This window comes from Synechocystis sp. IPPAS B-1465, from assembly GCF_003015225.1.
Classification (GTDB): Bacteria; Cyanobacteriota; Cyanobacteriia; order Cyanobacteriales; family Microcystaceae; genus Synechocystis.
Genome location: NZ_CP028094.1, coordinates 204,582 through 230,583, shown reverse-complemented (window position 1 = coordinate 230,583; position 26,002 = coordinate 204,582). Strand labels below are relative to the sequence as shown.

Below are 26,002 nucleotides of genomic sequence, written 5' to 3'. Positions count from 1 at the left end.
AAATAAAATGTCACTCTTCAGTCATTTTCGGTATGGGGTAAATCTGAATATCGTTGGCAATTAAACTCAGAAATCAGGGAATCAACGGTGTCTAAACGTCGGAAAGTTCCTACTTCACCTTCTAACCCTTCTGCCCGCAAACGATCCCGCACGAACCCGCTAGCATTTACTAATTTTAAAGTTATGCCCTGTTGATTAAGGCTTTGCGATAAGGTTTTAAACCAACGAGCAGCAGGAGTATCAATACCAGGGGAGGTTCCCATTTCAAAAATCACTAACTCTACTGGCTCTTGCTGTTGAGCAAGGTGGTTAAATAAATCACTTTCGATGTTATTAATATTGAAATATAAAATTGGTCCATTGATTCGATAAATCAATACCCCAGAAATGACTAAATTTTCCGGATGACGTTCAAGGTCGCTAAATTGGTCAGAGCCAGGAATTCTTCCTAAAACTGCGCTACTAGGATAAGAAATAATATGGATCAAGAACAAAATGGAGGCGATCGCCGCTAATAAAACCCCCTGTAGCACCCCAAAGCAAAGTACCCCGAACAGAGCAATAAGGGAAACCTTAAATTCCAGAGGGGCAATTTTTTTGAGATGTTGTAACTCAGGAATATTAATTAACCCTTTTACCGCCACTAAAACTACCGATCCCAGGATTGCCTCTGGTAAATTGCTGAAAAGACCGGTAAAAAACAGCAAGACTATGGCAATAATACAGGCAGTAATAATGATTGCTAAGGGTGTTTTTGCCCCTGCTTTTTCATTTACTGCCGATTGAGAAAGTCCCCCGGCAATGGGATAACCTTGCCCTAAACCCGCCGCCAGATTAGCCGCCCCGATCGCCAACAATTCCTGTTCTGGATTAATGCGATAGTGATGTTTGATGGCAAAACTACGGGCGGTGGAAATACCTTCGATATAGGACAGTAAAAAACAAGCTAGGGCGAGGGGCAATAGGCTATCAAGGTCACTAAAACTCCAATGGGGCATCCCAAAACTAGGTAAACCCTGGGGAATTTCCCCCACCACTTTCACCCCCTGTTCGAGTAAATTTGTGATTCCCATAACAACAATGGCCAAAATCACTACCATCAGGGAAATAGGTTTGGATGGCCAAAGGCGATCGCCCATAACGAGCAAAACCAGAGCCAAACCTCCCACCAGTAAAGTTGCAGGCTGAATTTCCTGCCAATGGTGGAATAAATCCCAAATACGACTAAAAAAGTTACTTCCCCCAGACGGCACACCAAATAATTTGGGTAATTGGGTAGATGCAATTTGTAATGCCGCCCCCGCTTTAAAACCGGTCAAGATTGGTTCGGAAATAAAATTAACAATCTGGGATAACTTGAGTAACCAAGCTAGCAGGCAAATTATTGCTACCAAAATCGCAGTGGAAGATGCCAAAATCAAATAACGCCCAGCATCGTCGTTAGCCAGGGGGGCTAAACTCACCCCGACAAGAATGGAAATAGCAGACGTGGGTCCCAACGCTAATTGACGGGAAGTACCGAAAAAAGCGTAGCCAACGGCCCCCAACATATAACAATACAATCCCACCTCAGAGGGCAATCCCGCTAAAGATCCATAGGCTAGGGCCACGGGAATGGCATAGGCCGCAAGGGTTAAACCCGCCACCACATCAGCTTTCAGCCAACTAGGATGATAATTTGGTAACCACTGGAAAATGGGAAATATTTGTTTAATCACAGGACAGTCATAACAGGAATAAAATTTGTAATACTTTCTAGGCTAATTAATAATTAGAGTTGCACGACTTGATAAACTGCTATGCCATTTTCAAAAAATGGTTGATAGTAAATACCACCGCAATCGAAATAATATCCCCCATTTAAGCTCACAGAAGTACAACCATCGGGTAAATAATTAACTGTCGCTCCCACTGGTGGTGCAACTATCACATATTCATCCCCACTGGGTTGGAGATAAACCCCATCGGAATACATATAGGACGAAGAACCGACATAGACGGTGTCGTAATAGGGAGGAGGAGTGGCGATCGCCGTTCCTAAAACGAGCCCAGTGGTGAAGCCGACCCAGCCCCATCCCGGTGGCACTCCGTAACCGCCCCCATACCAGCCACCGCCGTTGTACCAATTATTATTGTTGTCCACAAAGTTTTGGCGATTATTTTGGCGATCGGTTGCTCCTTGTTGTCGGGTATCAGTGCGGTTAGAGCGTTCTCCCTGACGGGTATCCGTCCTTTGAGTTCTTTGATCTTGCCGATTTTGCTGGTTCCCCTGACGGTTATCCTGACGATTCTGGCTCCCCGTTTGACGGTTACTCTGACGGTTTTGTTGATTTCCTTGCCGGTTGTCCTGACGACTTTGACTGCCGGCTTGACGGTTACTTTGGCGGTTAGCCTGCCCTGAACTCCGACTTTGGGAACGACTGCTACTGTTAAAACTGCCCCGATTTTGCATTCCCCCACCGCTCCGATTGGCACCACCGGAACTCATCCGGGGAGAAGCACCGCCGCCGCCCCCTCGACTACCTCCCCCTCGGCCTCCCCTAGCCAAGGCCGAATCCATGGGTAAAAGGGTCAATCCTAAAATGAGAATGGAAAATAAACAGGCAGTTTGACGCACTAAAGATTTCATAGTTGGGCCCATAGTTTTAAAGGATATGACCGGAAATGATCCAGTCTTAAAATCACTAATTTTCTGACGGCAAATTCAGTTTATCTAGGGGAATAAATTCCACCATTACATCGTCTTTAGCTGGGGTGAAAGTAAAAGCACTGCTAGGTAATTCTGGCTGGAAATTCCAATTGGAAAATACCACTGTATATTGGGGCTCTCCGGGCAAGTCTTTATAGGTGATGATTGCCTTTTTTAACACAGGTTGCTCCCCCTGACTAATCCATATCTGAAAGTCCCTATTTTCCCCCTGAAGCAAAATTTGATAGGTTTCTTCATTACCCACTAAATTATTACCCACAAAGAAACTACTTTCGGTTTCTGCTTTTAAATCTTCACAGGGATCACTGGCAAACAAGTTAGACATGGGCAGAGTGATGCCGTATTTGCTATCAATTTGATCTAACACACCATCCAATGTATCCGGTGCCGGTTTAGTGTTATAAAATCCTAAATTGGGAGCCTGGAGGGTAAAATTCCTACCATCGTAGTAAAAATTTGTTACCCGTTCATCCCCGACATAATCGGAGCGTAAACGGTTCGGTTTTGCCACTAATAGTGCTTGGTTAGCGCTGTATTGAACTTTACTACCTATCTCCAATAATTCATCATAGGTAATGGCCATATCTACACTAAAAGTCTTTTGGGACTGGATAAAACCACAAACTTGATCAACTAACTGATCTGTGGTTCTCGCCGGAGCTTCGGTTTGGGGAATTGGCGTTTGGGAAAGGACGGGAAAAGCCCCAAAAATTCCCCCAAAAATTGTCAGGGCAAAAATATTTTTCAACATAAAATTCTAGATAGGTTAATTTTCTTACTTAGCTCCTTCGGCTAAGCAATTAAGAGTACGGACCATGGCTGCCGCTGTGTAATCCCGATGGGCTGGTTGATTGGGAGCGAATTTTGTCCCTTTTTCGTTCACCGGGGAAGCAACTTGGCAAAATGCCGACATTTGATCCGTTAACTGTTGATTGAATCCTGACACATCTGTGAAGGCGATCGCCGTAACGGTGGTTTGCCCCGGGGCAGCTAAGTTTAATTATCGTCTAGCTCTATGGAGTTTGTCGGTCTGCAAATAGGCTTTTGAGCCAATACCAAAAGTTTCTTGCAAGTCTTAACGTAGGGTTCGTTCACTAACACAAAATTTTTGACACAGCTCGCAAACAGTCCAAGGGCGATCGCCACCTTTCTCGACAGTGAGATTCCCATAGATCTAATTACCTGATTGTGTTGTACCCGGATTAGCTACATATCAGACCATGGACAGTTCAAAATCTCTGCCTGGAATTAACCCCGTTCCAACTGGATATAGTTAATTTGCCATTCCGAGCTATGTACTTTTTCTGTCAGCCCATCCCCATTGGTGGCAGTAAGAGGGCGTCATGTCGGCAATAAATTAATCATTTTCGTAGAATAATGGGGGTTGACTAAGGCAAAATTTTTGATTTGTGAACTTTGTGGATGATCTCAGCGAATTTCCCCGACAGAATAGTAACCATGGGGGCACAGTAAACCGAAATAATTGCCAGCTAGTGGTCGTTGGGGCGATATGTTAGTCACCGACTCTCTTTTGCTGGATTATAAGCGTTGTCAACGCCGGGCCTATCTCAACACCCACGGCTCCAGTGAGGAGCGCCGCCCGGAGCGGGACTTTTTGCTTAAGCTGCGTCAAGAAAGTCAAAGACATATCCAGGAAGTTCTGGAGGAACAATTTCCCCATTATCGGGAACCGGAAACCCCCACCTATCTTGGCCAAGAACGGGCCCAGGAAACCAAAACCCTAATGGCCCAGGGGGTAGATTGCATCTATCGGGGTTGTCTTTACCACAGTTTGCCGGTCAATTTGCACACCGACAACAACGGCCATTTACCAATGCTGGAACTGTTGGGCCATCCCCATTTATTGGTTAAAGTTCCTGGTGAATCCCGTTGGGGGCCATGGCAATATCGGCCAGTGAGTATCCAATTGGGTCGTCGGCCAAAACCGGAGTACAAAATTCTAGCCGCCTTCTATGCCCAGTTGTTGGCGGTACATCAAGGACCATTGCCCCGTTGGGTAGAAATTATTTTGCGGCGGGGTAATTCTTACTCGGTGGATTTGTTGGAATGGTTGCCCCGTTTTCACCAAACCCTAGCCGACTGTGTGCAAACCCTAATTCATCAGCGGGAACCAGAGGTATTTATTTCTCGCCAACGATGTAATCTCTGCCACTGGTATGACCATTGCTACGCCATTGCCCAGGAGCAACAACATCTTTCCTTGGTACCCGGTGTTACCCCCAGCCGCTACGAATCATTACAAATGGTGGGGGTTTTGACCATTGATTCCCTCGCCCGACTGCAAACCCAGCAAGTGGCCGAATTAATGGGCACGGCGATCGCCGAACAATTACAACAACAGGCCTTGGCTTTAGTGGAAAAACGGGCCATGGCGAAGGAGAAAAAAGTTTATCCCCTACCCCGATCGCCAGTGGAATTATATTTCGACATTGAAGCGGAACCGGAACGAAATTTGGATTATCTGCTGGGGGTAGTGGTGGTTGACCATGGGCAAAAAACGGAAAAATTCTATGGTTTTATGGCCAAAGATCCCGAAGAAGAAGGCTTAATTTGGCAGGAATTTGTCCAGTTAATCCAGACCTATCCTAATGCTCCCATTTATCACTTTTCTGAGTATGAAAGGGAAACAATCAAGAGATTAGGAAAACTTTATGGAACGCCCCCAAAAGTACGGGAAAAAATCCTCGAACAATGTTTTGATTTACATCATTATGTGGTCAACCATGTGATCTGCCCGGTGGAAAGTTATTCCCTCAAGTCCCTAGCGAGTTGGTTAGGTTTTCAATGGCGGGATGCCCAGGCCAGCGGTGATCAGTCGGTCTGTTGGTATGACAATTGGTTAACCACTGGCGATCGCCAATTTTTGGAATTAATTTTGCGCTATAACGAAGATGATTGCCGAGCCACCTGGATTTTAAAGGATTGGTTAACGAAATTTTTTGCTGGCCCGGCTTAATTAGTCAACCAGATGTTGGGCAATACTGGGAAAATTTGATCTCATTTCTCCCAAAACTTGGGAGGTTATTGGGCATTTTTAGGCAAATTTCTAAAATGGACTTTTTAGCACTTTAGTAAATTTATCGGTAACATTTCCCGACAGATCCAAATTATCAGGATCAAGACTTAACACTGGTGCACCAGGGGCAAGATTAAGTTGATCAAGGTTGACCCAAATGACATTGGGGCTAGTGGTTAACTCAAAAAAGTAACGACGATTCGTTAGGTCAATGGCGGTGCGATATTCCGTGTTATACAGAGAACCAGGAATATTATTGGGGGCACCAAAAGGAACAGAAGTATTGCGGGCGATCGCCAAAATACCAGCAATGGCTTCCTGTTCAGTTTTCGGTTCCGGCAACATCATCTGGTAATAGCTAGCCCGAACAAAACGATCTTTGGGATCCACATTGCCAGGCAAGGGAGTTTGGCGGGTGGCATTGGTAAAATCCCAAGTTTCCAAGAATTTCAATTGTTGATCGTAGGTGGGATCGTTCGTCATCACCCGATACTCTGGGCCGTGGTGGACAACCAGCTTACCCTCCACGTATTCCAGAATGGCCGAATCTCCACTGGCATCTTCAATGGCTAAATGCACCGTTGCCTTCATATCATCCAGGGCAACCATTACCGGCTGAATCTCATTCATCAACGCAAGGGCTTCCTTCACAGTGGCGGCATTGTCCAGTAAATATTGTCCCCACAGTCCCGCCTGTACCCCGGCTTTCTTGGGATTGCGGGGGCCAAAATCCGTCGCTGTTAAGTAAAGCATATGCATGCCCAGTCCTTTTTCATTCAAGCCGTCCACCGTACCCATGCCATAAACCGTGGTGACTACACTGCCATATTTGGAAGTCCATTGGGCTGGGTTGTCTTTAACCACTAACATGTCCCCCAACATGCCTCCATTTCTTTTGATGCCCTGGGGAAAAACCATCAACTCGGGCTCGGTGGATTCCGGCCAGTCCATTGTTCGGCCGACCACCACAGCTAATTTATTGTTATTCCACAAAATTCTGGTGCAGGCCTGGGCCGCTGAGGGCCAAAGGGTAATCTGTAGCACTACTGCTAGCAGTATGGCCGTTGTAATGTTACCGAGAAACTGAATATTCATTGTCTTTGTCAACTGTCTAGGGTTCATCACAATCTTAAGGGATGCCCATCGGGCGATCGCCCCGACCATGTCCCAAACTCAGAAATTCATGGTCTAGTTTCTAGGTTCTTTGAGCTTAATTGAAAATGGAAATGCTAATGTTCTATTACTTTTGCAATAACCAGACCCCCGTGGTAGTCACCCCCGAATTATCCGGTTGGAGCCAGAGAAAATGTAAACCCTTGGCTTTTTGTTGTCGCTGACTGAACACCCCCGCTGCGGTGGCCATTTCCCCATCCTTAAAGGTGACCATGACCCATCGATCGCCGTTTTGGGTATGAAGCACCAATCCCCCCGATTGTTGGGGATCTTCGGCAATGTAAACCAGGCTTTTGGGTTGTTGTTCCGCCAACCATTCACCGATGAAACGACATTGGCGACCACCGTAAATAACCACACCGGGGATGGGTAAATCTGCGGCTAAACCAAGCCGGAGAGGGGACAAATGCTCTGGCATGGCTTGATAACGCATGGGGCGATCGCCAAAATAGGGCCAAATATCCTGGGCTGGGAGAGCGACAAATTGCCAACTTTCCCCCAGCAGGCGATCGGGCAAAGGTTGGGGAGGAGACGGTAGGGAATTAACCATGGTGGGAAAAGAGAAATTAAGATCGAATAAATTTACTAACCAATAATCAAGCGCTGCGGGAAATATAGGATTCCAACAAGGCCACAATGGCCCCATGATGATTCAATCGTGCTAAATCAAGGGCGGTCTGGCCCCCCTGGTTTTTGAGATTAAGGTCTAAAGCGGGGAAATTAGTCAGCAGGGCTTCTACCGCCGCCCCGTGGCCCCGATGGCAAGCCCACATCAGGGCAGTAGATCCGTTGGGATCACCACGGTTAACTTGGACAGAATAATTGGCGATGGTGGTAATCACCGCAGCGAGATTTGCCATGGCTGCCAGCATTAAGGGGGTTTTTCCTTCCCATAGGGTTTGGTCCAGGTCAACCCCTGCCCGGCCCAAGGCGTTAACCATGACCGCTTGGGTCTGGGCATTCCCATGGGTGGCAGTGAGGGCTGTTAGGAGGGGCGGTTCCCCATTGCTGGAAAAATTACCGTCGGCGCCGGCATTGAGTAGTTGGGTCACAATCTCCACATGTCCCTGGGCGATCGCCAAATGTAAGGCCGTGTCCCCCGCTTGATTGACGGCATTGACCATATCTTTGGGGCCCTTTTCTAACAGAATGGTCACCATGGATTGGTAACCTTCTAAACAAGCAATGTGTAAGGCTGTATCGCCGCCATCCCCAGCCTGGGTAAGGGGATAACCGCCCTGGATGAAAGCTTTCACCTGATCAACGTTTCCTTCCTCCACCGCTGTGAACCAACCATTCTGATCCCAGGGAGCACCGGCTTGGAGTAAATAGTCAACAATTACTCGATCGCCTGTTTTTATTGCCAGGGTCAAGGGTAAATTACCATCCCCATCGCTGAGGTCCAACGGAGCGTGGTGCTCTATTAGCTTCCGAACCATGGACAAATTTTGCTGTTTAATGGCCCATTCCAGGGCGGTTGTCCCCTGCTGGTCTTGGATTTTGGCTCTGGCTCCTCCAGCTAGTAAAGTTTCCACCAGAGGTAAATTATTGCGATAGGCCGCCATCATCAACGCCGTTGTGCCGTCATCATTACCTTGATTCACCTCGGCACCAAATTCCATCAACATTGCGGCGATCGCCTGTTGAACCGGATTTTTTTCAGGGTTATTAGGGTTGGACTGTAATCCCGCTAGCAACATTAGGGGGGTAATGCCATGGGGCGGCCGGGAGCGATTGGGGTCAGCCCCCGCTTGTAGCAATTGTTTGACGGTGGTCATTTCCAGGGATGCTACTGCGTACATCAAAACCGTCAGCCCCCTTTCGTCCCTTTGGTTAACCTGGTCTGAAGCGGCAGCGAATAAATATTCTTGCACTAGTTGCCATTGACCCTGTTTAGCCGCCACCACAATGGGATTGACCATGGTTTGATTGCTGATTTTTTGCTAAAAATACTTCGACCTTTGACCGTCTGAATGCCCCATATTCCAAAATATCATTGTTGTTCGGGGCTTGGCCATGGCCCCACCAGGGATTTTTGTTGGTAACTTGTACCAATGGCAGAGGGGAAGTTTGTAACAAAAAGCAACATGGCCAGCAAATCTCAATAAAAGTTACCCTCCATTGGTTGGGAACTGCTTTAAACTAGGCTTACATCCCTTATTTACGGCGATCGCCCCCACCACAAGAGGTAACTACGAGCATGGGCAAACCCACTGGTTTTCTGGAATATACCCGCGAAATTCCCCAAGAGTTAAGCCCCGGCGATCGCCTGAGGAATTGGGACGAATTCCATGTGACCATGCCCGATAAGCAGGTGGAAACCCAGGGAGCCCGTTGCATGGATTGCGGCACGCCCTTTTGTCACACCGGTAGTTTGATCAGTGGCATGGCCAGTGGTTGCCCAATCAATAACCTCATCCCGGAATTTAATGACCTAGTCTATCGGGGGCTGTGGCGGGAAGCTTTAGATCGGCTTCACAAGACTAATAACTTTCCTGAATTTACTGGCCGGGTTTGTCCCGCTCCCTGCGAAGGCTCCTGTGTGTTGGGCATCAATAATCCTCCGGTGACCATCAAAAATATTGAATATTCCATCATCGAAAAGGGTTGGCAGGAAGGTTGGGTAACGCCGGAACCGCCCGCAAAACGCACGGGGAAAAAAGTAGCCGTAGTTGGTTCTGGCCCCGCTGGTTTAGCCGCCGCCGCCCAGTTAAACAAAGCCGGTCATTGGGTAACGGTTTATGAACGGGAAGACCGCCCCGGCGGTTTGCTTATGTACGGCATTCCCAATATGAAGCTGGATAAGGAAGAAGTGGTGCTACGCCGCTTAAACGTGCTGGAAGCAGAGGGAGTCACCTTTGTTTGCAATACGGAAATTGGCAAGGATTTACCCCCGGAAACCCTACTCAAGGACTACGACGCGGTGGTGCTCTGTACCGGTGCCACTAAGCCCAGGGATTTGGCGATCGCCGGTCGGGAACTGGAAGGCATCCACTTCGCCATGGAATTTTTGACCGCCAACACTAAGGCAATTTTAGATAAAACTCCCGGCCCGAATTTCATTAGTGCCAAGGATAAAGACGTGGTAATTATCGGTGGAGGGGACACCGGCACCGACTGTGTGGGTACTTCCCTCCGCCACGGTTGCAGAAGCCTAGTGCAATTGGAAATTATGCCCAAACCCCCGGAGGAACGGGCCGCCAACAACCCCTGGCCAGAATGGCCCAAGGTTTACAAAATGGACTACGGCCAGGAAGAAGCCGCCGCCGTCTATGGCCATGATCCCCGCAGTTACCTCACCACTGCCACCAAAATTGAAGGGGATGACCAGGGGCGGGTCAAAGCAGTCCATACCGTCGATGTCCGTTGGGAAAAGGATGGGCAGGGACGATTTATTCCCCAGCAAGTGGCTGGCACGGAACAGGTCAGACCAGCTCAATTAGTCTTGCTAGCCATGGGGTTTGTGGGACCAGAAAGTCAACTGCTGGATGCAATGAAATTGGATAAAGATGCCCGGGGCAATATTAAAGCTGAATACGGTCAGTATGAAACCAGTATTCCCGGGGTATTTGCGGCGGGGGACTGTCGCCGGGGCCAAAGTTTGGTGGTCTGGGCTTTCAACGAAGGTCGGGGGGCAGCCAAAGCCTGTGACCTTTACTTAATGGGGGAAACAGACCTCCCCTAGGTGGCCATAGCCATCGGTTAATTAACTATCCAAATGTGTATCAAAAGCGGCGATTGCCCCCTGATTTTTGATTAGTAATGCTGAATAGTCGAATTAAAAATTATCATAATCCCTTATGTTGTCAAAGGGCCCAAGGTTTCCTATGCTTTTCATAGGGTAGATAATCAAATTTCCGTAAATTTTTTATTTATCCTCCTAAATTCAACTTCAACAGCAGGAAAAGCTGTCAAGAGCCGATACTTTTTGTGTCGGGGGTTTATCTTGGGTTGCTAAAACCTATTCTGAATTCTCTTGATTTTTCCGTTCACCAAAGCTGTTACTGTGGACTGTTAGGCAATCAATCGGGTTCTGGGTTTTGATCCCTTGGTGGGAATGGCCAGATCCGGCTCTGCCCCTGACCACAGTCGAACTCGCCTGCTAACTTTTACCCGCACTTTCACGATTCTAGGAGACTATCCCCCATGTCCATTGCAGTTGGAATGATCGAAACCCGTGGCTTCCCCGCTGTTGTAGAAGCAGCCGACTCCATGGTTAAAGCCGCTCGGGTCACCCTGGTGGGCTACGAAAAAATTGGTAGCGGTCGGGTCACGGTGATTGTGCGGGGGGATGTTTCCGAAGTACAAGCTTCTGTTTCCGCTGGTATCGAAGCCGCTAACCGAGTCAACGGTGGCGAAGTGCTTTCTACCCACATCATTGCCCGTCCCCACGAAAACCTGGAATACGTCCTCCCCATTCGCTATACCGAAGAAGTTGAACAATTTCGGACATATTAATTCCCCTTTGTTTGGCGATCGGTAGTCAACTACACAGAATAGCCAGGACTGCCGAGCCTGGGCAATGGACGCTGATCAGCGTAGTTTTGATTTTTTGATTTGATATTCCCTGGGAGTAACTTAAACCTATGTCAATTGCAGTTGGGATGATCGAAACCCTTGGGTTTCCCGCCGTTGTGGAGGCCGCCGACTCCATGGTTAAAGCCGCCCGGGTTACCCTGGTGGGCTACGAAAAAATTGGTAGCGGCCGAGTCACCGTGATTGTGCGGGGTGACGTGTCCGAGGTACAGGCCTCAGTGACCGCTGGCATTGAAAACATCCGTCGGGTAAACGGTGGTGAAGTTTTGTCTAACCACATTATTGCCCGTCCCCACGAAAACCTGGAGTATGTGCTACCCATTCGCTACACCGAGGCGGTGGAACAGTTCCGGGAAATCGTTAATCCTTCCATCATCCGCCGTTAATTTTCCCTATAAATTTTGAGCCCAATTAAGCCATGCAACTTGCCAAAGTTTTGGGGACCGTGGTCAGTACATCGAAGACACCGAACTTAACCGGCGTCAAGCTGCTTTTAGTTCAGTTCCTCGACACCAAAGGTCAACCCCTGGAACGCTATGAAGTGGCGGGGGATGTGGTAGGTGCAGGCTTAAATGAATGGGTGCTGGTGGCCCGGGGTAGTGCCGCCCGTAAGGAACGGGGCAATGGCGATCGCCCTTTGGATGCCATGGTGGTGGGCATCATCGACACAGTTAATGTGGCTAGTGGCTCCCTCTACAACAAGAGGGATGATGGGAGATAACGCTCCCCCCTTTTTTCCTATCCTTCCTATCCAGTGGAGGAACTAGGATTTTGCTTGGGACATATTTGAACCCGATGCAGTGCTGGCAAAGTCCCTGGGCTGGTTGTTGGCTGTATCTAGGAGGAACTATTGCATGGGATCTCGCACCGCCTTGGCTTCCAGGCCTTGGTCCAAACATTTAGCAGACCCCCAGATTGACCCGACGGCCTACGTGCATTCGTTTGCCAATGTGGTGGGGGATGTGCGCATTCAGCCCGGGGTCAGTGTTGCCCCTGGGAGCTCCATTCGAGCGGACGAGGGCACGCCCTTTTGGATTGGCGGTAATGTGCTGATCCAACATGGAGTGGTGATCCATGGCTTAGAAACTGGTCGGGTGCTGGGGGATGATGACCAGGAATATTCTGTTTGGATTGGGCCGGGCACCTGTGTGGCCCATTTGGCTTTGGTCCACGGCCCAGTTTACCTCGGCGCTAATTGCTTCATTGGTTTCCGTTCCACTGTGCTCAATGCACGGGTGGGGGATGGGGCGGTGGTGATGATGCATTCCCTAGTTCAGGATGTGGAAATTCCCCCCAACAAATTGGTGCCCTCCGGTGCCATGATTACCCAGCAACACCAGGCGGATAGTTTACCGGATGTGCAAGCTGGCGATCGCCATTTTGTCCAGCAGATTGCGGCCATGCACGGACAAAGTGCTTCTCCAACCCAGGGAACTGATCCAACCGTGTGTGTGTTGCCGGAGTCCCTCCCCGCCGTTACCCCCGTTACTGAAACCCCCTATATAAATTCCATAGACAACATGAGTATTAATTCTGACATTACCAACCAGATCCGCTCCCTCCTGGCCCAGGGCTATGGTATCGGGGCGGAACACGCCAACGAACGACGTTTCAAAACCAAATCTTGGCAGAGCTGTGGCACCGCCGATGGTTTCCGTCCCGACCAGGTTATTGCCACGGTGGAAGGTTGGCTCCAGGAGTTTGCGGGGGAATATGTCCGCCTCATTGGCATTGACCAGGGGGCTAAACGCCGGGTAGTGGAAGTGATTATTCAACGCCCCGGTGATGTTCCCGGTTCTCCTAGTCGGGGTACCACCACCACCAAAGCCCTAAGCAGTGGCGGTAGCGGCCGGAGTGCGGTGGCCCACCAAACAGGTAACTTAGCTGGGGATAGTGCTAACCAGTTGCGGGCCCTGTTGCATCAGGGTTATAAAATCGGCTTGGAATATGCCAGTGCCCGTCGCTTCAAAACCGGCTCTTGGTTAACTGGAGGCACCATTGGTAGTCATCGGGAAGGGGAAGCTTTGCAGGAATTAAATCGTTTCCTGGCCGACCACACCAATGAGTATGTGCGCATTATCGGTATTGATCCAGCCGGTAAGCGGCGGGTGGCAGAAATTGTTGTACACCGTCCCAATGGTAATGGCAATGGTAAACCTTCTAGTTCCAGCAGTTCCGTTGGCTATAAGTCTGCCCCTGTGAGCTCCGCCGGGGGCTCTAGTGCTGGTGGTTTAACCCCAGAAGTGATAGCAACGGTGCGGGGATTACTCGCCAACGGCCATAGCATTGGTACCGAACACACAGATAAACGTCGCTTTAAGGCCAAATCCTGGGATACTTGTCCCACCATTGATGGTGGCCGGGAAGCTGAAGTTTTAGCCAAATTGGAAGCTTGCCTAGCAGATCATGCCGGGGAGTATGTGCGGATTATTGGTATTGACCGGGTTGGTAAGCGACGGGTGTTAGAACAGATTATTCAACGTCCAGGGGACAACGTTGTTGCTGGGCGATCGCCGTCTTCGTCTAGTGCTAGTACATCCAGTAGTGCCTCCAGCAATGGCTTTGGCAGTGGCAATGGTGGTGGTTACAGTAATTCTGCCGTGCGCCTAGATAACAGCGTGGTTACCCAGGTGCGTTCCCTCCTGGCCCAGGGTTACAAAATTGGCACCGAACACACGGATAAACGTCGCTTTAAAGCCAAATCCTGGCAGAGTTGTGCCCCTATCACCAGTACCCACGAGTCGGAAGTGTTGCGGGCCCTAGAAGGTTGTTTGGCAGACCATAACGGCGAATATGTCCGCTTACTAGGCATAGATCCCACGGCTAAACGGCGGGTGTTGGAAACCATTATTCAGCGTCCCTAGTAATTACTAGTTGACCAGCCCCCCGGATTTTGCCATGCAGTTACCGCCCGTTCACAGTGTTAGTCTTTCTGAATATTTTGTGAGTGGTAACGTGATCATTCACGAAACAGCGGTCATTGCTCCGGGGGTTATTTTAGAAGCGGCTCCGGATTGTCAAATTACCATTGAAGCCGGAGTCTGCATTGGTTTAGGCAGTGTGATTAGCGCCCATGCCGGTGACGTGAAAATTCAGGAGCAGACGGCGATCGCCCCTGGCTGTCTAGTAATCGGGCCAGTGACCATTGGGGCAACAGCTTGTCTCGGTTCCCGGAGTACCGTTTTTCAGCAGGATATTGATGCCCAGGTCCTAATTCCTCCCGGCTCCTTATTAATGAATCGGGTTGCCGATGTCCAGACGGTAGGGGCTAGTTCTCCAACAACTGACAGCGTTACTGAAAAAAAATCCCCTTCAACCGCAAACCCCATTGCCCCTATTCCTTCCCCCTGGGACAACGAGCCCCCTGCAAAGGGGACAGATTCCCCGTCAGATCAAGCAAAAGAATCCATTGCCAGGCAATCAAGGCCATCAACCGCCGAGGCCGCAGAACAGATTTCCTCAAATCGATCCCCTGGGGAATCGACGCCAACTGCTCCGACGGTGGTCACCACTGCGCCATTAGTTTCAGAAGAAGTACAAGAAAAGCCTCCCGTAGTGGGTCAGGTTTACATTAATCAGTTACTCTTAACCCTATTTCCGGAACGACGATATTTTAGTTCTTAAATGGATTGTCACTAGAGCATCAGACGGGCACAGTGGTGTACTTATCCTGGATAAGGCATTGGGGCAACGATATGACTAATTCGACTAAAAATAGTGCAATGTAAACGTCTCAAGTGCCTTCAATATAAGCTTTGTAGAAAGCGCTACTCTCTTGATTGTATTTCAACCAGCCGTATCACCAACAGCGGGGGGAGAAAAAACTGGTTAAACCTTTAAAAGTGAGGTAATACCCACAAAAGTAGAGTTAGTTGAGGTAGTGTCTAATTTTTAAGCTAAGGTATTTACCATGAAGGGGATGGTGTTGGAAAATTAGCGTCTCCCTAAAAATTCCTCCTCCTCGCCCATAGTCACGGTTTTTCCCCCAACTCAGCTTAATTGTTGTTTTAGCGGCAAAGTGGGGTCTTTTCCGGAAAAACTGGTGGTTGTTTGTCCCAGTTATCTCAATCCATTGCGTCTCGCCTAAATTATGCTGATCTGTCTCCAGTGCTCCGCCGAAAATCCTAATCGCAACACTGATTGCCAAAAGTGTGGGGCGTCCCTGAAGGAGCATCCCTGTAATCAGTGCGGAGAAATGGTGCAGTACGGAGAAGCCCATTGTCCCCATTGCGGGGCGATCGCCGGTCAGATATTAACAGTGTTGGTCACGGTGCCAGTGGCGGTGGGCCCGGATGGGAAACCGGAACAGAGTTTTGATCCCCAAGGGATCAGGCTTTATGAAAACTTCATTGATGTGGGTCAACGCTACCAACTCCTCACTCCCGTGGAAGAAAACCCATTTGTGGTGGATGAAGTGGGGGAAGGGGAACAAATCGTGCTCAAAAGCAGGGTGGTGGACTGCCAACCTTTACAGCCTTCTGTACTAAAAGTGTTGTTGTCCCAGCAGGGAGACTTGTTAACCAGGTTACCCCAAATGTCCGATGGGGAAATTATGGCCAATGACACTTGGTCAAGCTTGAATTTACCCAAGGCGATCATTCCCTACTTTCGCTTTCCGGTGTTGATGCCCAAAATCCCCGAAGTCTACGATGCCTGGTGTGACGGAGATTATGGTTTTGTCTTGATGGAGGACCGTTCCGAATGGGATGTGTTAGCAGATGTGCTGCGGGACGAAGGGGACTCTCTGCCGGGATTGGAAATGGTTTTTTGGATCAATCAACTTTTCCAACTCTGGCAGCAACTTTCCTCGGCTGGCTGCGGTAAAGGGCTGTTGATGGGGCAAAATCTGCTAGTTGATGAAGACCAAAACATCGCCCTAGAACAAATTTATGCCAATGGCGGAACGCCAGTTTCCCTAGAGGAATTTGGCTCTCTGTTACATGGTTATTTTAGTCCGGTACCCTCGGCAGGGGAGGACTTGTTGGCCATACTGCAAAGAGCGGCCCAGGGCGAGTATCAAGATGTAGATGATTTGTTTGCGGACATCGAAGATTTAGTGATTACGGTGGAGGAGGAAGGGGAAAATTTCATTATCCATGAAGTGGATTTTGAGCAAATTCCTGATGATGTTTTTGCGGCGATAGAAAGTGGAGAAAGTGCTTTCAAAAGCGAGGAAGTTGCTCCCAGCATTAATCCTGTTACCATGCCTGATGTCAATGTGTTTGACTCGGAAGAGGTGGACGATGTCCCCACAGCGGTATTACCTATGCAGTTAATTAGCCTGGTGGATGCGGGCTACACTGACCGGGGTGGGCACCGACAGCATAATGAAGATTTTTTCGGTATCACCACAAGTGTGGAAACCCATCGTAATAACCATGGCAAGACCATCAAGGCCCAGGGGGTTTATGTGGTCTGTGACGGTATGGGGGGCCATGCGGCAGGGGAGGTGGCCAGTCAGATGGGGGTCAAGACCCTGCTGGAGTATTTCCAAATTGTCATGGCCAATAGGTTGCCGGACAAAAATACCATCACTGAAGGGATTAATCTAGCTAACCAAAAAATTTACGAAGTTAATCAAAGTAATGCTAGTTCCGGCAGTGGCCGCATGGGTACTACGCTGGTGATGATGCTAGTTAAAGACACCACCATGGCGATCGCCCACGTGGGGGACAGTCGTATTTACCGAGTCACCCGCAAAAATGGTTTAGAGCAGTTGACGGTGGACCATGAGGTGGGCCAACAGGCCATTCTTAACGGGCTGGATCCGACATTGGCCTATGCTCGCCCCGATGCCTATCAGTTGACCCAGGCCTTGGGACCCCATAGCAGTAGTTATCTCCAACCGGACGTAGCAATTTTTGAAATTGAAGAAGATTGTCTGATTCTGCTCTGTTCTGATGGGATTTCCGACAATGATTTTGTCGAAGAACACTGGCAAGAACTACTGCTGCCCTATGTTAGCTCCAGCCAAGACGTAGACCGGGGCCTGAGAAAATTAATGGAGGCGGCCAATGAATACAATGGCCATGACAATTTGACCGGTGTACTGGTGCGACTCAAGGTTCGCCCCCAAATTCCTTTGGATGTGTGGTAGTTTCAGTAACTTCTGCTTGGTGTTTGCCTAGGGTGAATGCGTCGATCGCCTTGGTAAGGACACAGGTGTACACCAGGGCTTCTTCTAGCCGTTGGAAAGAGGGAATGATTAGACTACGGCTGGCGGTTAAGACCAAAATTTCTGGTTTGTCCTGTCCCACTGTCAATACTGTTTCCACCGCCTCGGTAGGTAGTTTACCCAGGGGTTGATGGTCCAAACTGGCCCGCACAAAATGTTGATCCACAGCACAGTGCTTAACCCGACTCAGACGCCAGCCCCGGTAAATCATAATGGCGATCGCCAGCAATAGGGGCAGACCAATGCGCCAATCCTGCCAGGGCAGCATTAAACCGAAATTATCCGGTATTTCAACGTAAACCATCTCCCCAGCAAATGCCCGTCTAAAACCATCCAAAATAGCCCCCAATTGCACCATAAATCCCATCATCAATATCACAAATAAGAGGAAACCCGACTCTCGAAAAATCTGTTGAATTAATAGCCAAGAATCCCCCCAGCGCCAACGGGAAAAAATCTGCCATTTACGCTCTGTTCTTTTCACCCCCACCCCTTGTCCTTGTTGTAACAGCTTTGCTTCCTCCTGGGGTGTAATCCTATTAAGGGCATAGGCTCCCAACCCATGGCTAGCTTCAAAAGCCACCGGCACCGGTTCCCCGAGCAGTTCTTGAATCACGGCGATCGCCTCTAGCACCGGGTCGAGGTTTTGATCTTCCTCAAAAATCCAATCAGACCCATCGTATAAAAGCAGTTGTCCCTGCCACACCGTCGCCAATTTGTCCTGAAAGGCTCCCCCCCTAATTTCCCGTCGCCGCACCCCAATGGCCCTTACCTGTCCTGGATTAAACTCCATCGAGAGGGGAGCACTGTGGGATAGTTGCAGTTGCCAATGTAAATTTTCTGTCCCATGGCGACGGAGGTAAACCCGACGAATGTAATGGCCTTCCTGAAAATTTCGATGGGTAATGGAGTTGTCAATAAACCAGAAAAGAAAGAATAAAGTAAACAACCATTGGCTAGCGGTACGGAAGCTAAACGTTAACCAACAAAGAAGCAGAAAAATCAAAAAAAGGATGAGATTGAAAGCTTCATTGTTTTGCACCTCCCCCGCCCACAACTCCTGCCACATCATTTTTAATAAACTGGTGTAGAGGGATTGGAAAATTTTCTTGAGCTGGACCAGAGGAGTAATGGCCAAAGCATAGGGACTGGGGGAAGGATAAAGAATGGTGCCCGTATAGACCGGCTGGGGTTCGGCAATATTCTCGTTACCTGCCATGGGGAACCTCGGTGGAAAAGATGGCGTTATCCGATTAATCCGATTATAAGAATGGACCTAAAGGTCAGGCAGGAGCCCTGGGACCTATAACTTCCCCGCTGCCGCTAGTTAGCCAGGTCAGTTAGGTTAAACATAAAGGGAACCGCAGACCCCTTGCCTTCTCCCCCCATCACCAAAACCTTGGGCATGGGAGCCCCCCCTTCCCGCCAAGCTTCGATCGCCTCTTTTTGTAGGACTAATTCCCCCCCCTGAGCTTTTAAAGTTTCCGCCAGTAACCGTTGGGCTTCTGCCTTCCCCTTGGCTCGGTTGATGTCCGCCTGGGCCTGTTGTTCCGCTTCCTGGGCCACATACACTGCCCGCTGGGCTCTCTGCTCAGCAATTTGTTTTTCCTCCACCGCCTTGGCAAATTCGGGGGAGAAGGCTAAATCCACCACACTGGTGTCCAGAACAATGATGCCGTATTTCTCCAGGCGGGAATTAAGGGCGTTATCAAAGTCTTCCTTCAACTCGCTCCGTTTGGTGATGGCTTCTTCCACTGTGCGTCGCGCGGCGGCAATTTTAAAAGATTCCTGGGTTTGGGGAGCAATAATCTTGGCGACAATATTTTGTAACGTGCCTTGGGTGCGGCGAATGGTAACGACCTCGGTGGGATCGAGGCGGAAATTAATGGCAAAGCTGGCAGACAAATCTTGCAAATCCTTAGTGGAGCTTTGGGCCGGCACTTCAAATTTTTGCACCGTCACATCGTAAATATCCACCGACGATACCAGGGGCGGTTTGAAATGAATGCCTTCTAGTAGGGCTCCGTCCTGGGCTTTACCCAACACACTCAACACACCGGCTTGACCAGGGTTAATCACCACAAAGGAGTTAAAACTCAGCAGGACTAGCAAGGCGGCGATCAGCCCCCCCACAATGGACTGCCAGCCGTCAAAGGATGGTTGTTTGCTCATAATGCTTGCCTGTCTGTCGTTGAACTTGGGGGAAATCCCTGCCCAAAGTATGGCAGAAAACCTTTCCCTTCCCAATGCCCCAACTTCCGGTAACCCGATCTGAGCTACAGTGGAGTTCCGCGGTGAATTGTTACCGACGGTGAGACCACGTCCTAACTTTTAGCCCATTTTTCGGTTCCCCAACGGCCAAGATTAACAAAATTAAATTTTAGATATTAACTTTTAAGTTTTCCCATGGCTTCTCAATTACGTGTTTATGTGCCGGAGCATCCTCTAATTAAGCATTGGTTGGGGGTAGCTAGGGATGAAAACACGCCGCCGGTTTTGTTTAAAACTGCCATGGGGGAATTGGGACGTTGGTTGACCTATGAGGCCGCTCGTTATTGGTTGCCGACGGTGGATACGGAAGTGAAAACTCCCCTGGCGATCGCCAAGGCCAGTCTTATTGACCCCCAAACGCCCTTTGTCATTGTGCCCATTTTGCGGGCGGGGTTGGCTCTGGTGGAAGGGGCCCAGGGGTTGTTGCCCCTGGCAAAAATTTACCATCTGGGTTTAGTGCGCAATGAAACTACCCTGGAACCTAGTCTGTATCTGAACAAGTTGCCGGAGCGGTTTGCCCCCGGTACCCATCTTTTGTTGCTAGATCCCATGTTGGCTACGGGTAATACCATCATGGCTGCTTTGGATTTGCTGATGGCCCGGGACATTGATGCCAATTTAATCCGTTTGGTCTCCGTGGTGGCCGCCCCCACTGCCCTGCAAAAATTAAGTAATGCCCATCCCAATTTGACCATCTACACCGCCATGATTGACGAACAACTCAATGACCGGGGTTACATTGTGCCCGGCCTAGGGGATGCAGGCGATCGTTGCTTTGGTACTTGATAACACCATTAAACTAGTGATCAAATAATTACAAATTCACCCCCAAACGTTAACAACAGGAGTAAAGTCATGGCTCAAAAAGATAACTTCGCCGGAGGATTTTTATTAGGTACGGTCATTGGTGGCGTAGTGGGGGGAATTTTGGGTTCTGTCCTGGCCAATCGAGCTGCTACCCAAAGCCCCGACCGGGAAAAATTAGACACTGAGGGGGTAGGAAATCTCGATAGTGAGGAAAATATTGAGTTGGCTCGCCGTCGCCTGGAAGACAAAATTGCCCAACTTAATTTGGTTATCGACGATGTCCGTGACCAGTTGGGCCACGTCAATGAATTAAACAATATCAAGGAAGTACAAGAAGAACATCGCTAACCAATCCCCGCTGAAGGCCTTTCCTCGCCACTCCCTTGGCCTGGGTCTAGTTGAAGTTACCGCCATCATTGCTGGGGAACCAGAGGAAGTGACAATCCAATGACATTCAAGATCAAATTTTGGGGAGTACGGGGTAGTATCCCTTGTCCAGGGCCAACCACAGTGCGCTATGGGGGCAACACCACCTGCGTGGAAATGGCGATCGGAAGGGAACGACTGATTTTTGACGCAGGCACCGGCATCAAGATGTTGGGGGATAGTCTCTCAAGCCAGGAGAGCGTGTCGGCCGATATTTTCTTTACCCATAGTCACTGGGACCATATCCAAGGATTTCCATTTTTTACCCCTGCTTTCCGGCCCGGTAACTTTTTTCGAGTTTATGGTGTACCGACCCCCGATGGTACAACCATTGAACAACGGCTCCATGAGCAAATGTTGCACCCCAATTTTCCTGTGCCGTTGCAAACGATGCAGGGCATTGTGGCCTTTTACGATTTGGAGGTGGGGGAAGATGTTGTGATTGGTAACATTGAGTTGCAGACCCGGCCTTTAAATCACCCAGGGGAAGCCATGGGTTATCGGGTAACTTGGCAAGGCATTACAGTGGCTTTTATCACTGATACAGAACATTTTCCCGATCGCCTGGATGACAATGTATTGGCTTTAGCCCAAAATGCAGATGTGTTGATCATTGATGCCACCTATACCGACGAAGAATATTATGATCGCCAGATGAGCAAGGTCGGTTGGGGCCATTCCACCTGGCAAGAAGCGGTGAAGGTGGCCCAGGCTGCCAGGGTAAGACAATTAATCCTCTTCCACCACGATCCTGGCCATGATGATTCAATGTTGGATGTCATATGGGACCGAGCTAAACAACAATTTCCCGCCACGGCGATCGCCAAAGAAGGCATGGAAATCAGCTTGATTCCTGGAACAATGGCTAATCCTCTTGCAACCATTACCATAGTGGGGTGAGGTCGGCCCATCTTCAAGGGATTCCATCCTTAAAATAATCAGTTAAATTCCAATAAATTTTAAGGACTGGTTGGAGATAGCCGAATTTTCCCTTTCCCCCATGGGCCAATAGCTTTTATACCCAATCCAGTTTTGAACTTTTTTAATCTGTCCCCATTGGCAAATAATCTTTCCCTACAGAAATTACTCCAAAATCGACTGCCCTGGGCTGTGGTTGTGATTGCCCTTTTTCCCTTGGTGTTTGTCGGTTGCACTACCAGGAAACCCGCCACCGTGACCCTGTCCACTGGCAATGGGCTCAGCGCCTATGTTCGCATTGGCCAACAAATCCAGGAATCAGCGGCCACCGTTGACCTTGTTGTGGTGGACAACAAGGATTCCCAGGGTTCCCAACAAAATTTACAACGGCTATTGGACGGGGAAGTGGATTTTGCCATGGTGCAACTCGACGTGGCCAGCGAAGCCATGAAAGCAGGGGATGTAGCTGCCGTGGCCATTCTGACTGAAGAATATGCCCACATCGTTGGCCGCAAAAATCAAAATGTGAATACCCTAAGAGATCTAGAGGGTAAAAAAGTCAGCATTGGCCCCCCAGCTAGTGGCATCAACTTCACCGCCACCCGCTTATTTGATTCCACCAATTTGACCATTCAACCCTATACCCAGTTAGGTTTGAGTATGGGCTTGCAAAATTTCGTTGCGCCCAACAGTCCCTTGGATGCCATGGTGTACGTGGGGCCGTTTAAAGCCAGCGATGAAGTGCGGGAACAATTGACCATTGTGGAAAATGTTGATTTTGTGCCCCTGAGCGAAAGCTTCATTAATTACCTGACTTTGCAATTTCCTGAATCCTACCGCAAAGCCTATATTCCCCAGGGTACCTACCGTGCGTTGCCCCCATTTCCTTCGGAAGACATTCTGACCATTTCCACCGGAGGGGCCTTATTAACCAGACCCAATATGAATCGGGAAAAAGTGGCTTTAATGACCTGGGCAATTTTTGCTAATTCTAGGCAATTCGCTTCGTTTTACCCCAAATTGGCAACGGAGAATGGTTCGGTTAATCTTTATGAGGGCTTGCTGTATATTCATCCCGCCGCTATGCGTACCTATCGGGAGGGAGACCCCCGCATTGCTTGGTTACGTTATCTTCAGGAGAACAAACCCCTCCAGGCCGCCTCCATTATGCTGTTGGGCACTACCACCATTGGCTTTTTGCTCCAGGGTTGGCGCAAACGGAAAACGGAAAAGTTCCTAGTGGGCCACCGTCAGGCGATCGCCGATTTGCGGGAAACGGCCCAGGAAAATCCCCAGGAAGCGTTAAGGGAAATTGAAAGTTTAAAACAAAGCTATCGCCTGATGTTGATTGAAGGCAATTTAGCGCCGGATTTATATCAACAAATTGAGGGCATGAACGAGGTTTTTATCGAACAATGCCGTACGGAAATTAATCGCCAACAGGACCAGGATTTGAGCAAAATCATTGGCGGTTTAACAGAAGTCCAGCAATACCGCAGCAATAATGCCCCTTGGATGGTGGAACATCTGCAACAATGCCAGGAAATTTATCGGGAAATGCTTCTCAAAGGACATTTAGATTTTCCCACCTACCTTAATCTTTATCAAATGCAACTGTTGTTGGATATTCTTATCAGTCGGCCCCAGCCCACGATGGAGAGAGTTTGACCTTTCCCCATGGCTGCCAATTTCTTAGTGCACGTTTGGGAATTGGACCAAACCGGAGCGGTACAAAATGCCGCCATTCGCCCGTATCAAATTCCCCGTTTTCCCAAAGTTCCTCGTACGGAATTCTTTTGCCTAAACAAGAGAGTTATGGCTAATTCAAATCAGACTAAGAAGGCAGCGTTTGCTGTAAAGCTTTTACCAAGACCACTTTAGTTAGCCTGTTTAAATTATTCTTAGAACCTGTTTATAAAGTCTGATTCTGCCCCCTAAATCTCCTCACTAAAGCTCCGGCAATGCTGGGGGACTTTGACTTACTTTCCCCCCAAACTTGGGGGGCCAGGGGGGCTTTCCAAACACGCTCTTAATTGAATTGGCTATAACTGAACCAAAGGGATAGAAAGTTACTATGCCTGGATTGGTGTTCCTTTCTGCCCCTTTAAAACCTTGCAAAGCCCCATTGTTCTGTTAACGTTTGACCAACTTTTTCCGGGCTACTTTCCGTAAACGGATGGATTCCGGCGTAATTTCCACTAACTCATCCGGTCCAATGTATTCCAAAGCCCTTTCTAGGTTCATATCTTCCGGCGCTTGGAGCTGTACCAATTCGTCCCCGGTGGCCGAACGGTGGTTGGTTAGCTGCTTGGTTTTACAAACGTTCAGTTCAATATCTTGAGGCCGGTTATGCTCACCGATGATCATGCCCTTGTAAACCTTGGTGCCGGGAGTAATGAAAAATACGCCCCGATCCTCAGCGTTTTTCATGGCATAGAATGTGGCCACCCCTTCCTCGAAGGCCACCATGACACCGTTATAGCGGGTTTCCAAATCACCACTCATGGGGCGGTATTCCAAAAAGCTGTGGTTCATGATGCCTTCCCCCCGGGTGATGCGGATAAAATCCCCCCGGAAACCCAGTAAACCCCGGGCCGGAATGACAAATTCCAATTGGGTGCGGCCGTTGACGCTGGTTTGCATATCTTGCATTTCTCCCCGTCGTTGTCCCAGCCGTTCAATACAGGCTCCCACCGCCGCTTCTGGTACATCTAAAACCAGATATTCCACTGGTTCACAGGGTTGACCGTTGACCTCGCGATAAATCACTTGGGGCTGGGCCACTTGAAATTCATAACCTTCCCGTCGCATGGTTTCAATCAAAATACCGAGGTGCAATTCCCCCCGACCAGAGACCAAAAATTGCTCGGCACTTTCCCCATCTTCCACCCGTAGAGCAACGTTGGTTTCCAATTCCCGATTGAGGCGATCGCGAATCTGACGGGAGGTAACAAATTTGCCTTCTTGGCCCGCAAAGGGAGAATCATTGACCGAAAAGGTCATTTGCAAAGTCGGCTCGTCCACTTTGATCAGGGGCAAAGCCTGGGGTTCATCGGGACAGGTCAAAGTCTCACCGATATTGGCATCGGCAAAACCGGCGATCGCCACAATGTAGCCGGCACTGGCTTCTGGCAGTTCGATGCGATTCAACCCTTCAAAACCCAAGAGTTTACTAACTTTTCCTTTGGCGATCGAACCATCCTCTTTCACCAAGGCGGCCTGTTGTCCGGCTTTAACCGTACCGTTGTGGATGCGGCCAATAATAATCCGTCCCAAATAATCGGAATAATCCAGGGTAGTCACTTGTAACTGGAGGGGTTTGTTCGGATCGCCGGCCGGGGGCGGGACATGGTGCAAAATCGCCTCAAACAAAGGCTTCATATCCTCGGAATCGTCGTCCAGACTTTCTTTAGCAAAGCCCCCTAAACCAGAAGCAAACAGAGTGGTGAAATCACACTGGTCATCGTCTGCCCCCAGTTCCACAAATAGATCAAATACCTTATCCACGGCGGTGTTGGGGTCGGCCCGGGGACGATCAATCTTATTAACCACCACCAGGGGGCGCAGACCTTTTTCCAACGCTTTTTTGAGCACAAACCGAGTTTGGGGCATGGGGCCTTCATTGGCATCGACGATTAACACACAACCGTCCACCATACCCAGCACCCGTTCCACTTCCCCACCAAAATCAGCGTGGCCAGGGGTATCGACAATATTAATTAACGTATCTTGGTAGCGGACCGCCGTATTTTTCGAGAGGATAGTAATGCCCCGTTCCCGTTCCAGATCGTTGGAGTCCATCACACACACCGGTACGTCTTCCCCTTCCCGGAAAATGCCTGATTGCTTCAACAAAGCATCAACAAGGGTGGTTTTACCGTGATCAACGTGGGCAATGATGGCGACATTGCGGATGGGAAGAGACATAACGGGCAAGCGGCTTCAAGGT

At 49.2% G+C, this 26,002-nt stretch carries 23 protein-coding genes; 13 read left to right on the top strand and 10 right to left on the bottom strand.

Going from position 1 to position 26,002, the window contains the following annotated elements:
• Positions 1–17: 17 nt before the first annotated feature.
• Genes C7I86_RS01075 through C7I86_RS18885 form a run of 4 tightly spaced genes read right to left on the bottom strand, consistent with a single transcriptional unit; the run spans position 18 to position 3,656 of the window.
• Positions 18–1,718, bottom strand: a complete 1,701-nt coding sequence (locus C7I86_RS01075; protein WP_010871415.1) for a SulP family inorganic anion transporter — start codon at positions 1,716–1,718, stop codon at positions 18–20.
• 53 nt (positions 1,719–1,771) lie between these two features.
• The gene (locus C7I86_RS01070; protein WP_010871414.1) at positions 1,772–2,641 is read right to left on the bottom strand and encodes a DUF6515 family protein; all 870 of its coding nucleotides are present in this window, start codon (positions 2,639–2,641) and stop codon (positions 1,772–1,774) included.
• A 43-nt stretch (positions 2,642–2,684) separates the two neighbouring features.
• Entirely contained in the window at positions 2,685–3,461 is a 777-nt protein-coding gene (locus C7I86_RS01065; RefSeq protein WP_010871413.1) for a DUF2092 domain-containing protein, read from the bottom strand.
• A 24-nt stretch (positions 3,462–3,485) separates the two neighbouring features.
• Positions 3,486–3,656 carry a hypothetical protein gene (locus C7I86_RS18885; RefSeq protein WP_010871412.1) on the bottom strand — a complete coding sequence of 57 codons (171 nt, stop codon included), beginning with the start codon at positions 3,654–3,656 and terminating at the stop codon, positions 3,486–3,488.
• 564 nt (positions 3,657–4,220) lie between these two features.
• Here C7I86_RS18885 and C7I86_RS01060 point away from each other — a divergent pair.
• Positions 4,221–5,687, top strand: a complete 1,467-nt coding sequence (locus C7I86_RS01060; RefSeq protein ID WP_010871411.1) for a TM0106 family RecB-like putative nuclease — start codon at positions 4,221–4,223, stop codon at positions 5,685–5,687.
• A gap of 90 nt (positions 5,688–5,777) precedes the next feature.
• Here the strand turns inward: C7I86_RS01060 and C7I86_RS01055 are convergent, their stop codons facing one another.
• The 3 genes from C7I86_RS01055 to C7I86_RS01045 form a co-directional block, all read right to left on the bottom strand.
• Positions 5,778–6,842, bottom strand: coding sequence for a linear amide C-N hydrolase (locus tag C7I86_RS01055; protein ID WP_223211323.1), 1,065 nt, complete (start codon positions 6,840–6,842; stop codon positions 5,778–5,780).
• A gap of 145 nt (positions 6,843–6,987) precedes the next feature.
• Entirely contained in the window at positions 6,988–7,470 is a 483-nt protein-coding gene (locus C7I86_RS01050; RefSeq protein WP_020861386.1) for a Tab2 family RNA-binding protein, read from the bottom strand.
• Between the two features lie 46 nt (positions 7,471–7,516).
• On the bottom strand, positions 7,517–8,842 hold the full coding sequence (locus C7I86_RS01045) for an ankyrin repeat domain-containing protein (RefSeq protein WP_010871408.1): 1,326 nt from the start codon (positions 8,840–8,842) through the stop codon (positions 7,517–7,519).
• A gap of 278 nt (positions 8,843–9,120) precedes the next feature.
• Between C7I86_RS01045 and gltD the strand changes: the two genes are divergently transcribed.
• The 7 genes from gltD to C7I86_RS01010 all read left to right on the top strand — a co-directional run bounded on the left by gltD (position 9,121) and on the right by C7I86_RS01010 (position 17,553).
• Positions 9,121–10,605, top strand: a complete 1,485-nt coding sequence (gene gltD / locus C7I86_RS01040) for a glutamate synthase small subunit (protein WP_010871407.1) — start codon at positions 9,121–9,123, stop codon at positions 10,603–10,605.
• A gap of 461 nt (positions 10,606–11,066) precedes the next feature.
• Positions 11,067–11,378, top strand: coding sequence for a carbon dioxide-concentrating mechanism protein CcmK (locus tag C7I86_RS01035; protein WP_010871406.1), 312 nt, complete (start codon positions 11,067–11,069; stop codon positions 11,376–11,378).
• Between the two features lie 128 nt (positions 11,379–11,506).
• Positions 11,507–11,842, top strand: coding sequence for a carbon dioxide-concentrating mechanism protein CcmK (locus C7I86_RS01030; RefSeq protein WP_010871405.1), 336 nt, complete (start codon positions 11,507–11,509; stop codon positions 11,840–11,842).
• A 32-nt stretch (positions 11,843–11,874) separates the two neighbouring features.
• On the top strand, positions 11,875–12,177 hold the full coding sequence (locus C7I86_RS01025) for a EutN/CcmL family microcompartment protein (protein ID WP_010871404.1): 303 nt from the start codon (positions 11,875–11,877) through the stop codon (positions 12,175–12,177).
• Positions 12,178–12,310: 133 nt separating this feature from the next.
• Entirely contained in the window at positions 12,311–14,320 is a 2,010-nt protein-coding gene (locus tag C7I86_RS01020; RefSeq protein WP_014407066.1) for a ribulose bisphosphate carboxylase small subunit, read from the top strand.
• Positions 14,321–14,354: 34 nt separating this feature from the next.
• Positions 14,355–15,080 (top strand): hypothetical protein, encoded by a 726-nt coding sequence (locus tag C7I86_RS01015; protein ID WP_010871402.1) that lies wholly within the window; start codon positions 14,355–14,357, stop codon positions 15,078–15,080.
• A 466-nt stretch (positions 15,081–15,546) separates the two neighbouring features.
• Complete coding sequence (locus C7I86_RS01010; RefSeq protein WP_010871401.1) at positions 15,547–17,553, top strand: serine/threonine phosphatase; 2,007 nt, start codon at positions 15,547–15,549, stop codon at positions 17,551–17,553.
• Here C7I86_RS01010 and C7I86_RS01005 read toward each other — a convergent pair.
• Positions 17,516–18,850, bottom strand: a complete 1,335-nt coding sequence (locus C7I86_RS01005; RefSeq protein WP_010871400.1) for a hypothetical protein — start codon at positions 18,848–18,850, stop codon at positions 17,516–17,518. The genes C7I86_RS01010 and C7I86_RS01005 overlap by 38 nt on opposite strands.
• A gap of 104 nt (positions 18,851–18,954) precedes the next feature.
• On the bottom strand, positions 18,955–19,803 hold the full coding sequence (locus C7I86_RS01000; RefSeq protein ID WP_010871399.1) for a prohibitin family protein: 849 nt from the start codon (positions 19,801–19,803) through the stop codon (positions 18,955–18,957).
• Positions 19,804–20,037: 234 nt separating this feature from the next.
• Here C7I86_RS01000 and upp point away from each other — a divergent pair, with 234 nt between their 5' ends.
• The 5 genes from upp (at position 20,038) to C7I86_RS00975 (ending at position 23,934) form a co-directional block, all read left to right on the top strand.
• Positions 20,038–20,688, top strand: a complete 651-nt coding sequence (gene upp, locus C7I86_RS00995) for a uracil phosphoribosyltransferase (protein WP_010871398.1) — start codon at positions 20,038–20,040, stop codon at positions 20,686–20,688.
• Positions 20,689–20,757: 69 nt separating this feature from the next.
• A complete protein-coding gene (locus tag C7I86_RS00990) occupies positions 20,758–21,057 on the top strand; it encodes a thylakoid membrane protein (protein ID WP_010871397.1) in 300 nt (99 codons plus the stop codon).
• A 99-nt stretch (positions 21,058–21,156) separates the two neighbouring features.
• A complete protein-coding gene (locus tag C7I86_RS00985) occupies positions 21,157–22,035 on the top strand; it encodes an MBL fold metallo-hydrolase (protein WP_010871396.1) in 879 nt (292 codons plus the stop codon).
• 156 nt (positions 22,036–22,191) lie between these two features.
• Positions 22,192–23,721 (top strand): TAXI family TRAP transporter solute-binding subunit, encoded by a 1,530-nt coding sequence (locus C7I86_RS00980; RefSeq protein ID WP_223211322.1) that lies wholly within the window; start codon positions 22,192–22,194, stop codon positions 23,719–23,721.
• Positions 23,722–23,730: 9 nt separating this feature from the next.
• Positions 23,731–23,934, top strand: a complete 204-nt coding sequence (locus tag C7I86_RS00975) for a hypothetical protein (RefSeq protein WP_041425760.1) — start codon at positions 23,731–23,733, stop codon at positions 23,932–23,934.
• Positions 23,935–24,186: 252 nt separating this feature from the next.
• On the opposite strand, the gene typA is transcribed toward C7I86_RS00975, so the two are convergent.
• Positions 24,187–25,980 (bottom strand): translational GTPase TypA, encoded by a 1,794-nt coding sequence (gene typA / locus C7I86_RS00970; protein WP_010871394.1) that lies wholly within the window; start codon positions 25,978–25,980, stop codon positions 24,187–24,189.
• Positions 25,981–26,002: the final 22 nt, after the last annotated feature.

Coding starts and splice junctions, on each gene's coding strand:
- C7I86_RS01055 (WP_223211323.1), bottom strand. CDS start 6,842: ATGAATATTCAGTTTCTCGGTAACATTACAACGGCCATACTGCTAGCA.
- C7I86_RS01000 (WP_010871399.1), bottom strand. CDS start 19,803: ATGAGCAAACAACCATCCTTTGACGGCTGGCAGTCCATTGTGGGGGGG.
- C7I86_RS01005 (WP_010871400.1), bottom strand. CDS start 18,850: ATGGCAGGTAACGAGAATATTGCCGAACCCCAGCCGGTCTATACGGGC.
- C7I86_RS00975 (WP_041425760.1), top strand. CDS start 23,731: ATGGCTGCCAATTTCTTAGTGCACGTTTGGGAATTGGACCAAACCGGA.
- C7I86_RS01065 (WP_010871413.1), bottom strand. CDS start 3,461: ATGTTGAAAAATATTTTTGCCCTGACAATTTTTGGGGGAATTTTTGGG.
- C7I86_RS00985 (WP_010871396.1), top strand. CDS start 21,157: ATGACATTCAAGATCAAATTTTGGGGAGTACGGGGTAGTATCCCTTGT.
- C7I86_RS01025 (WP_010871404.1), top strand. CDS start 11,875: ATGCAACTTGCCAAAGTTTTGGGGACCGTGGTCAGTACATCGAAGACA.
- C7I86_RS01045 (WP_010871408.1), bottom strand. CDS start 8,842: ATGGTCAATCCCATTGTGGTGGCGGCTAAACAGGGTCAATGGCAACTA.
- C7I86_RS01030 (WP_010871405.1), top strand. CDS start 11,507: ATGTCAATTGCAGTTGGGATGATCGAAACCCTTGGGTTTCCCGCCGTT.
- C7I86_RS01060 (WP_010871411.1), top strand. CDS start 4,221: ATGTTAGTCACCGACTCTCTTTTGCTGGATTATAAGCGTTGTCAACGC.
- C7I86_RS01035 (WP_010871406.1), top strand. CDS start 11,067: ATGTCCATTGCAGTTGGAATGATCGAAACCCGTGGCTTCCCCGCTGTT.
- C7I86_RS01010 (WP_010871401.1), top strand. CDS start 15,547: ATGCTGATCTGTCTCCAGTGCTCCGCCGAAAATCCTAATCGCAACACT.
- C7I86_RS00990 (WP_010871397.1), top strand. CDS start 20,758: ATGGCTCAAAAAGATAACTTCGCCGGAGGATTTTTATTAGGTACGGTC.
- C7I86_RS01050 (WP_020861386.1), bottom strand. CDS start 7,470: ATGGTTAATTCCCTACCGTCTCCTCCCCAACCTTTGCCCGATCGCCTG.
- C7I86_RS01070 (WP_010871414.1), bottom strand. CDS start 2,641: ATGGGCCCAACTATGAAATCTTTAGTGCGTCAAACTGCCTGTTTATTT.
- C7I86_RS01020 (WP_014407066.1), top strand. CDS start 12,311: ATGGGATCTCGCACCGCCTTGGCTTCCAGGCCTTGGTCCAAACATTTA.
- gltD (WP_010871407.1), top strand. CDS start 9,121: ATGGGCAAACCCACTGGTTTTCTGGAATATACCCGCGAAATTCCCCAA.
- typA (WP_010871394.1), bottom strand. CDS start 25,980: ATGTCTCTTCCCATCCGCAATGTCGCCATCATTGCCCACGTTGATCAC.
- upp (WP_010871398.1), top strand. CDS start 20,038: ATGGCTTCTCAATTACGTGTTTATGTGCCGGAGCATCCTCTAATTAAG.
- C7I86_RS01015 (WP_010871402.1), top strand. CDS start 14,355: ATGCAGTTACCGCCCGTTCACAGTGTTAGTCTTTCTGAATATTTTGTG.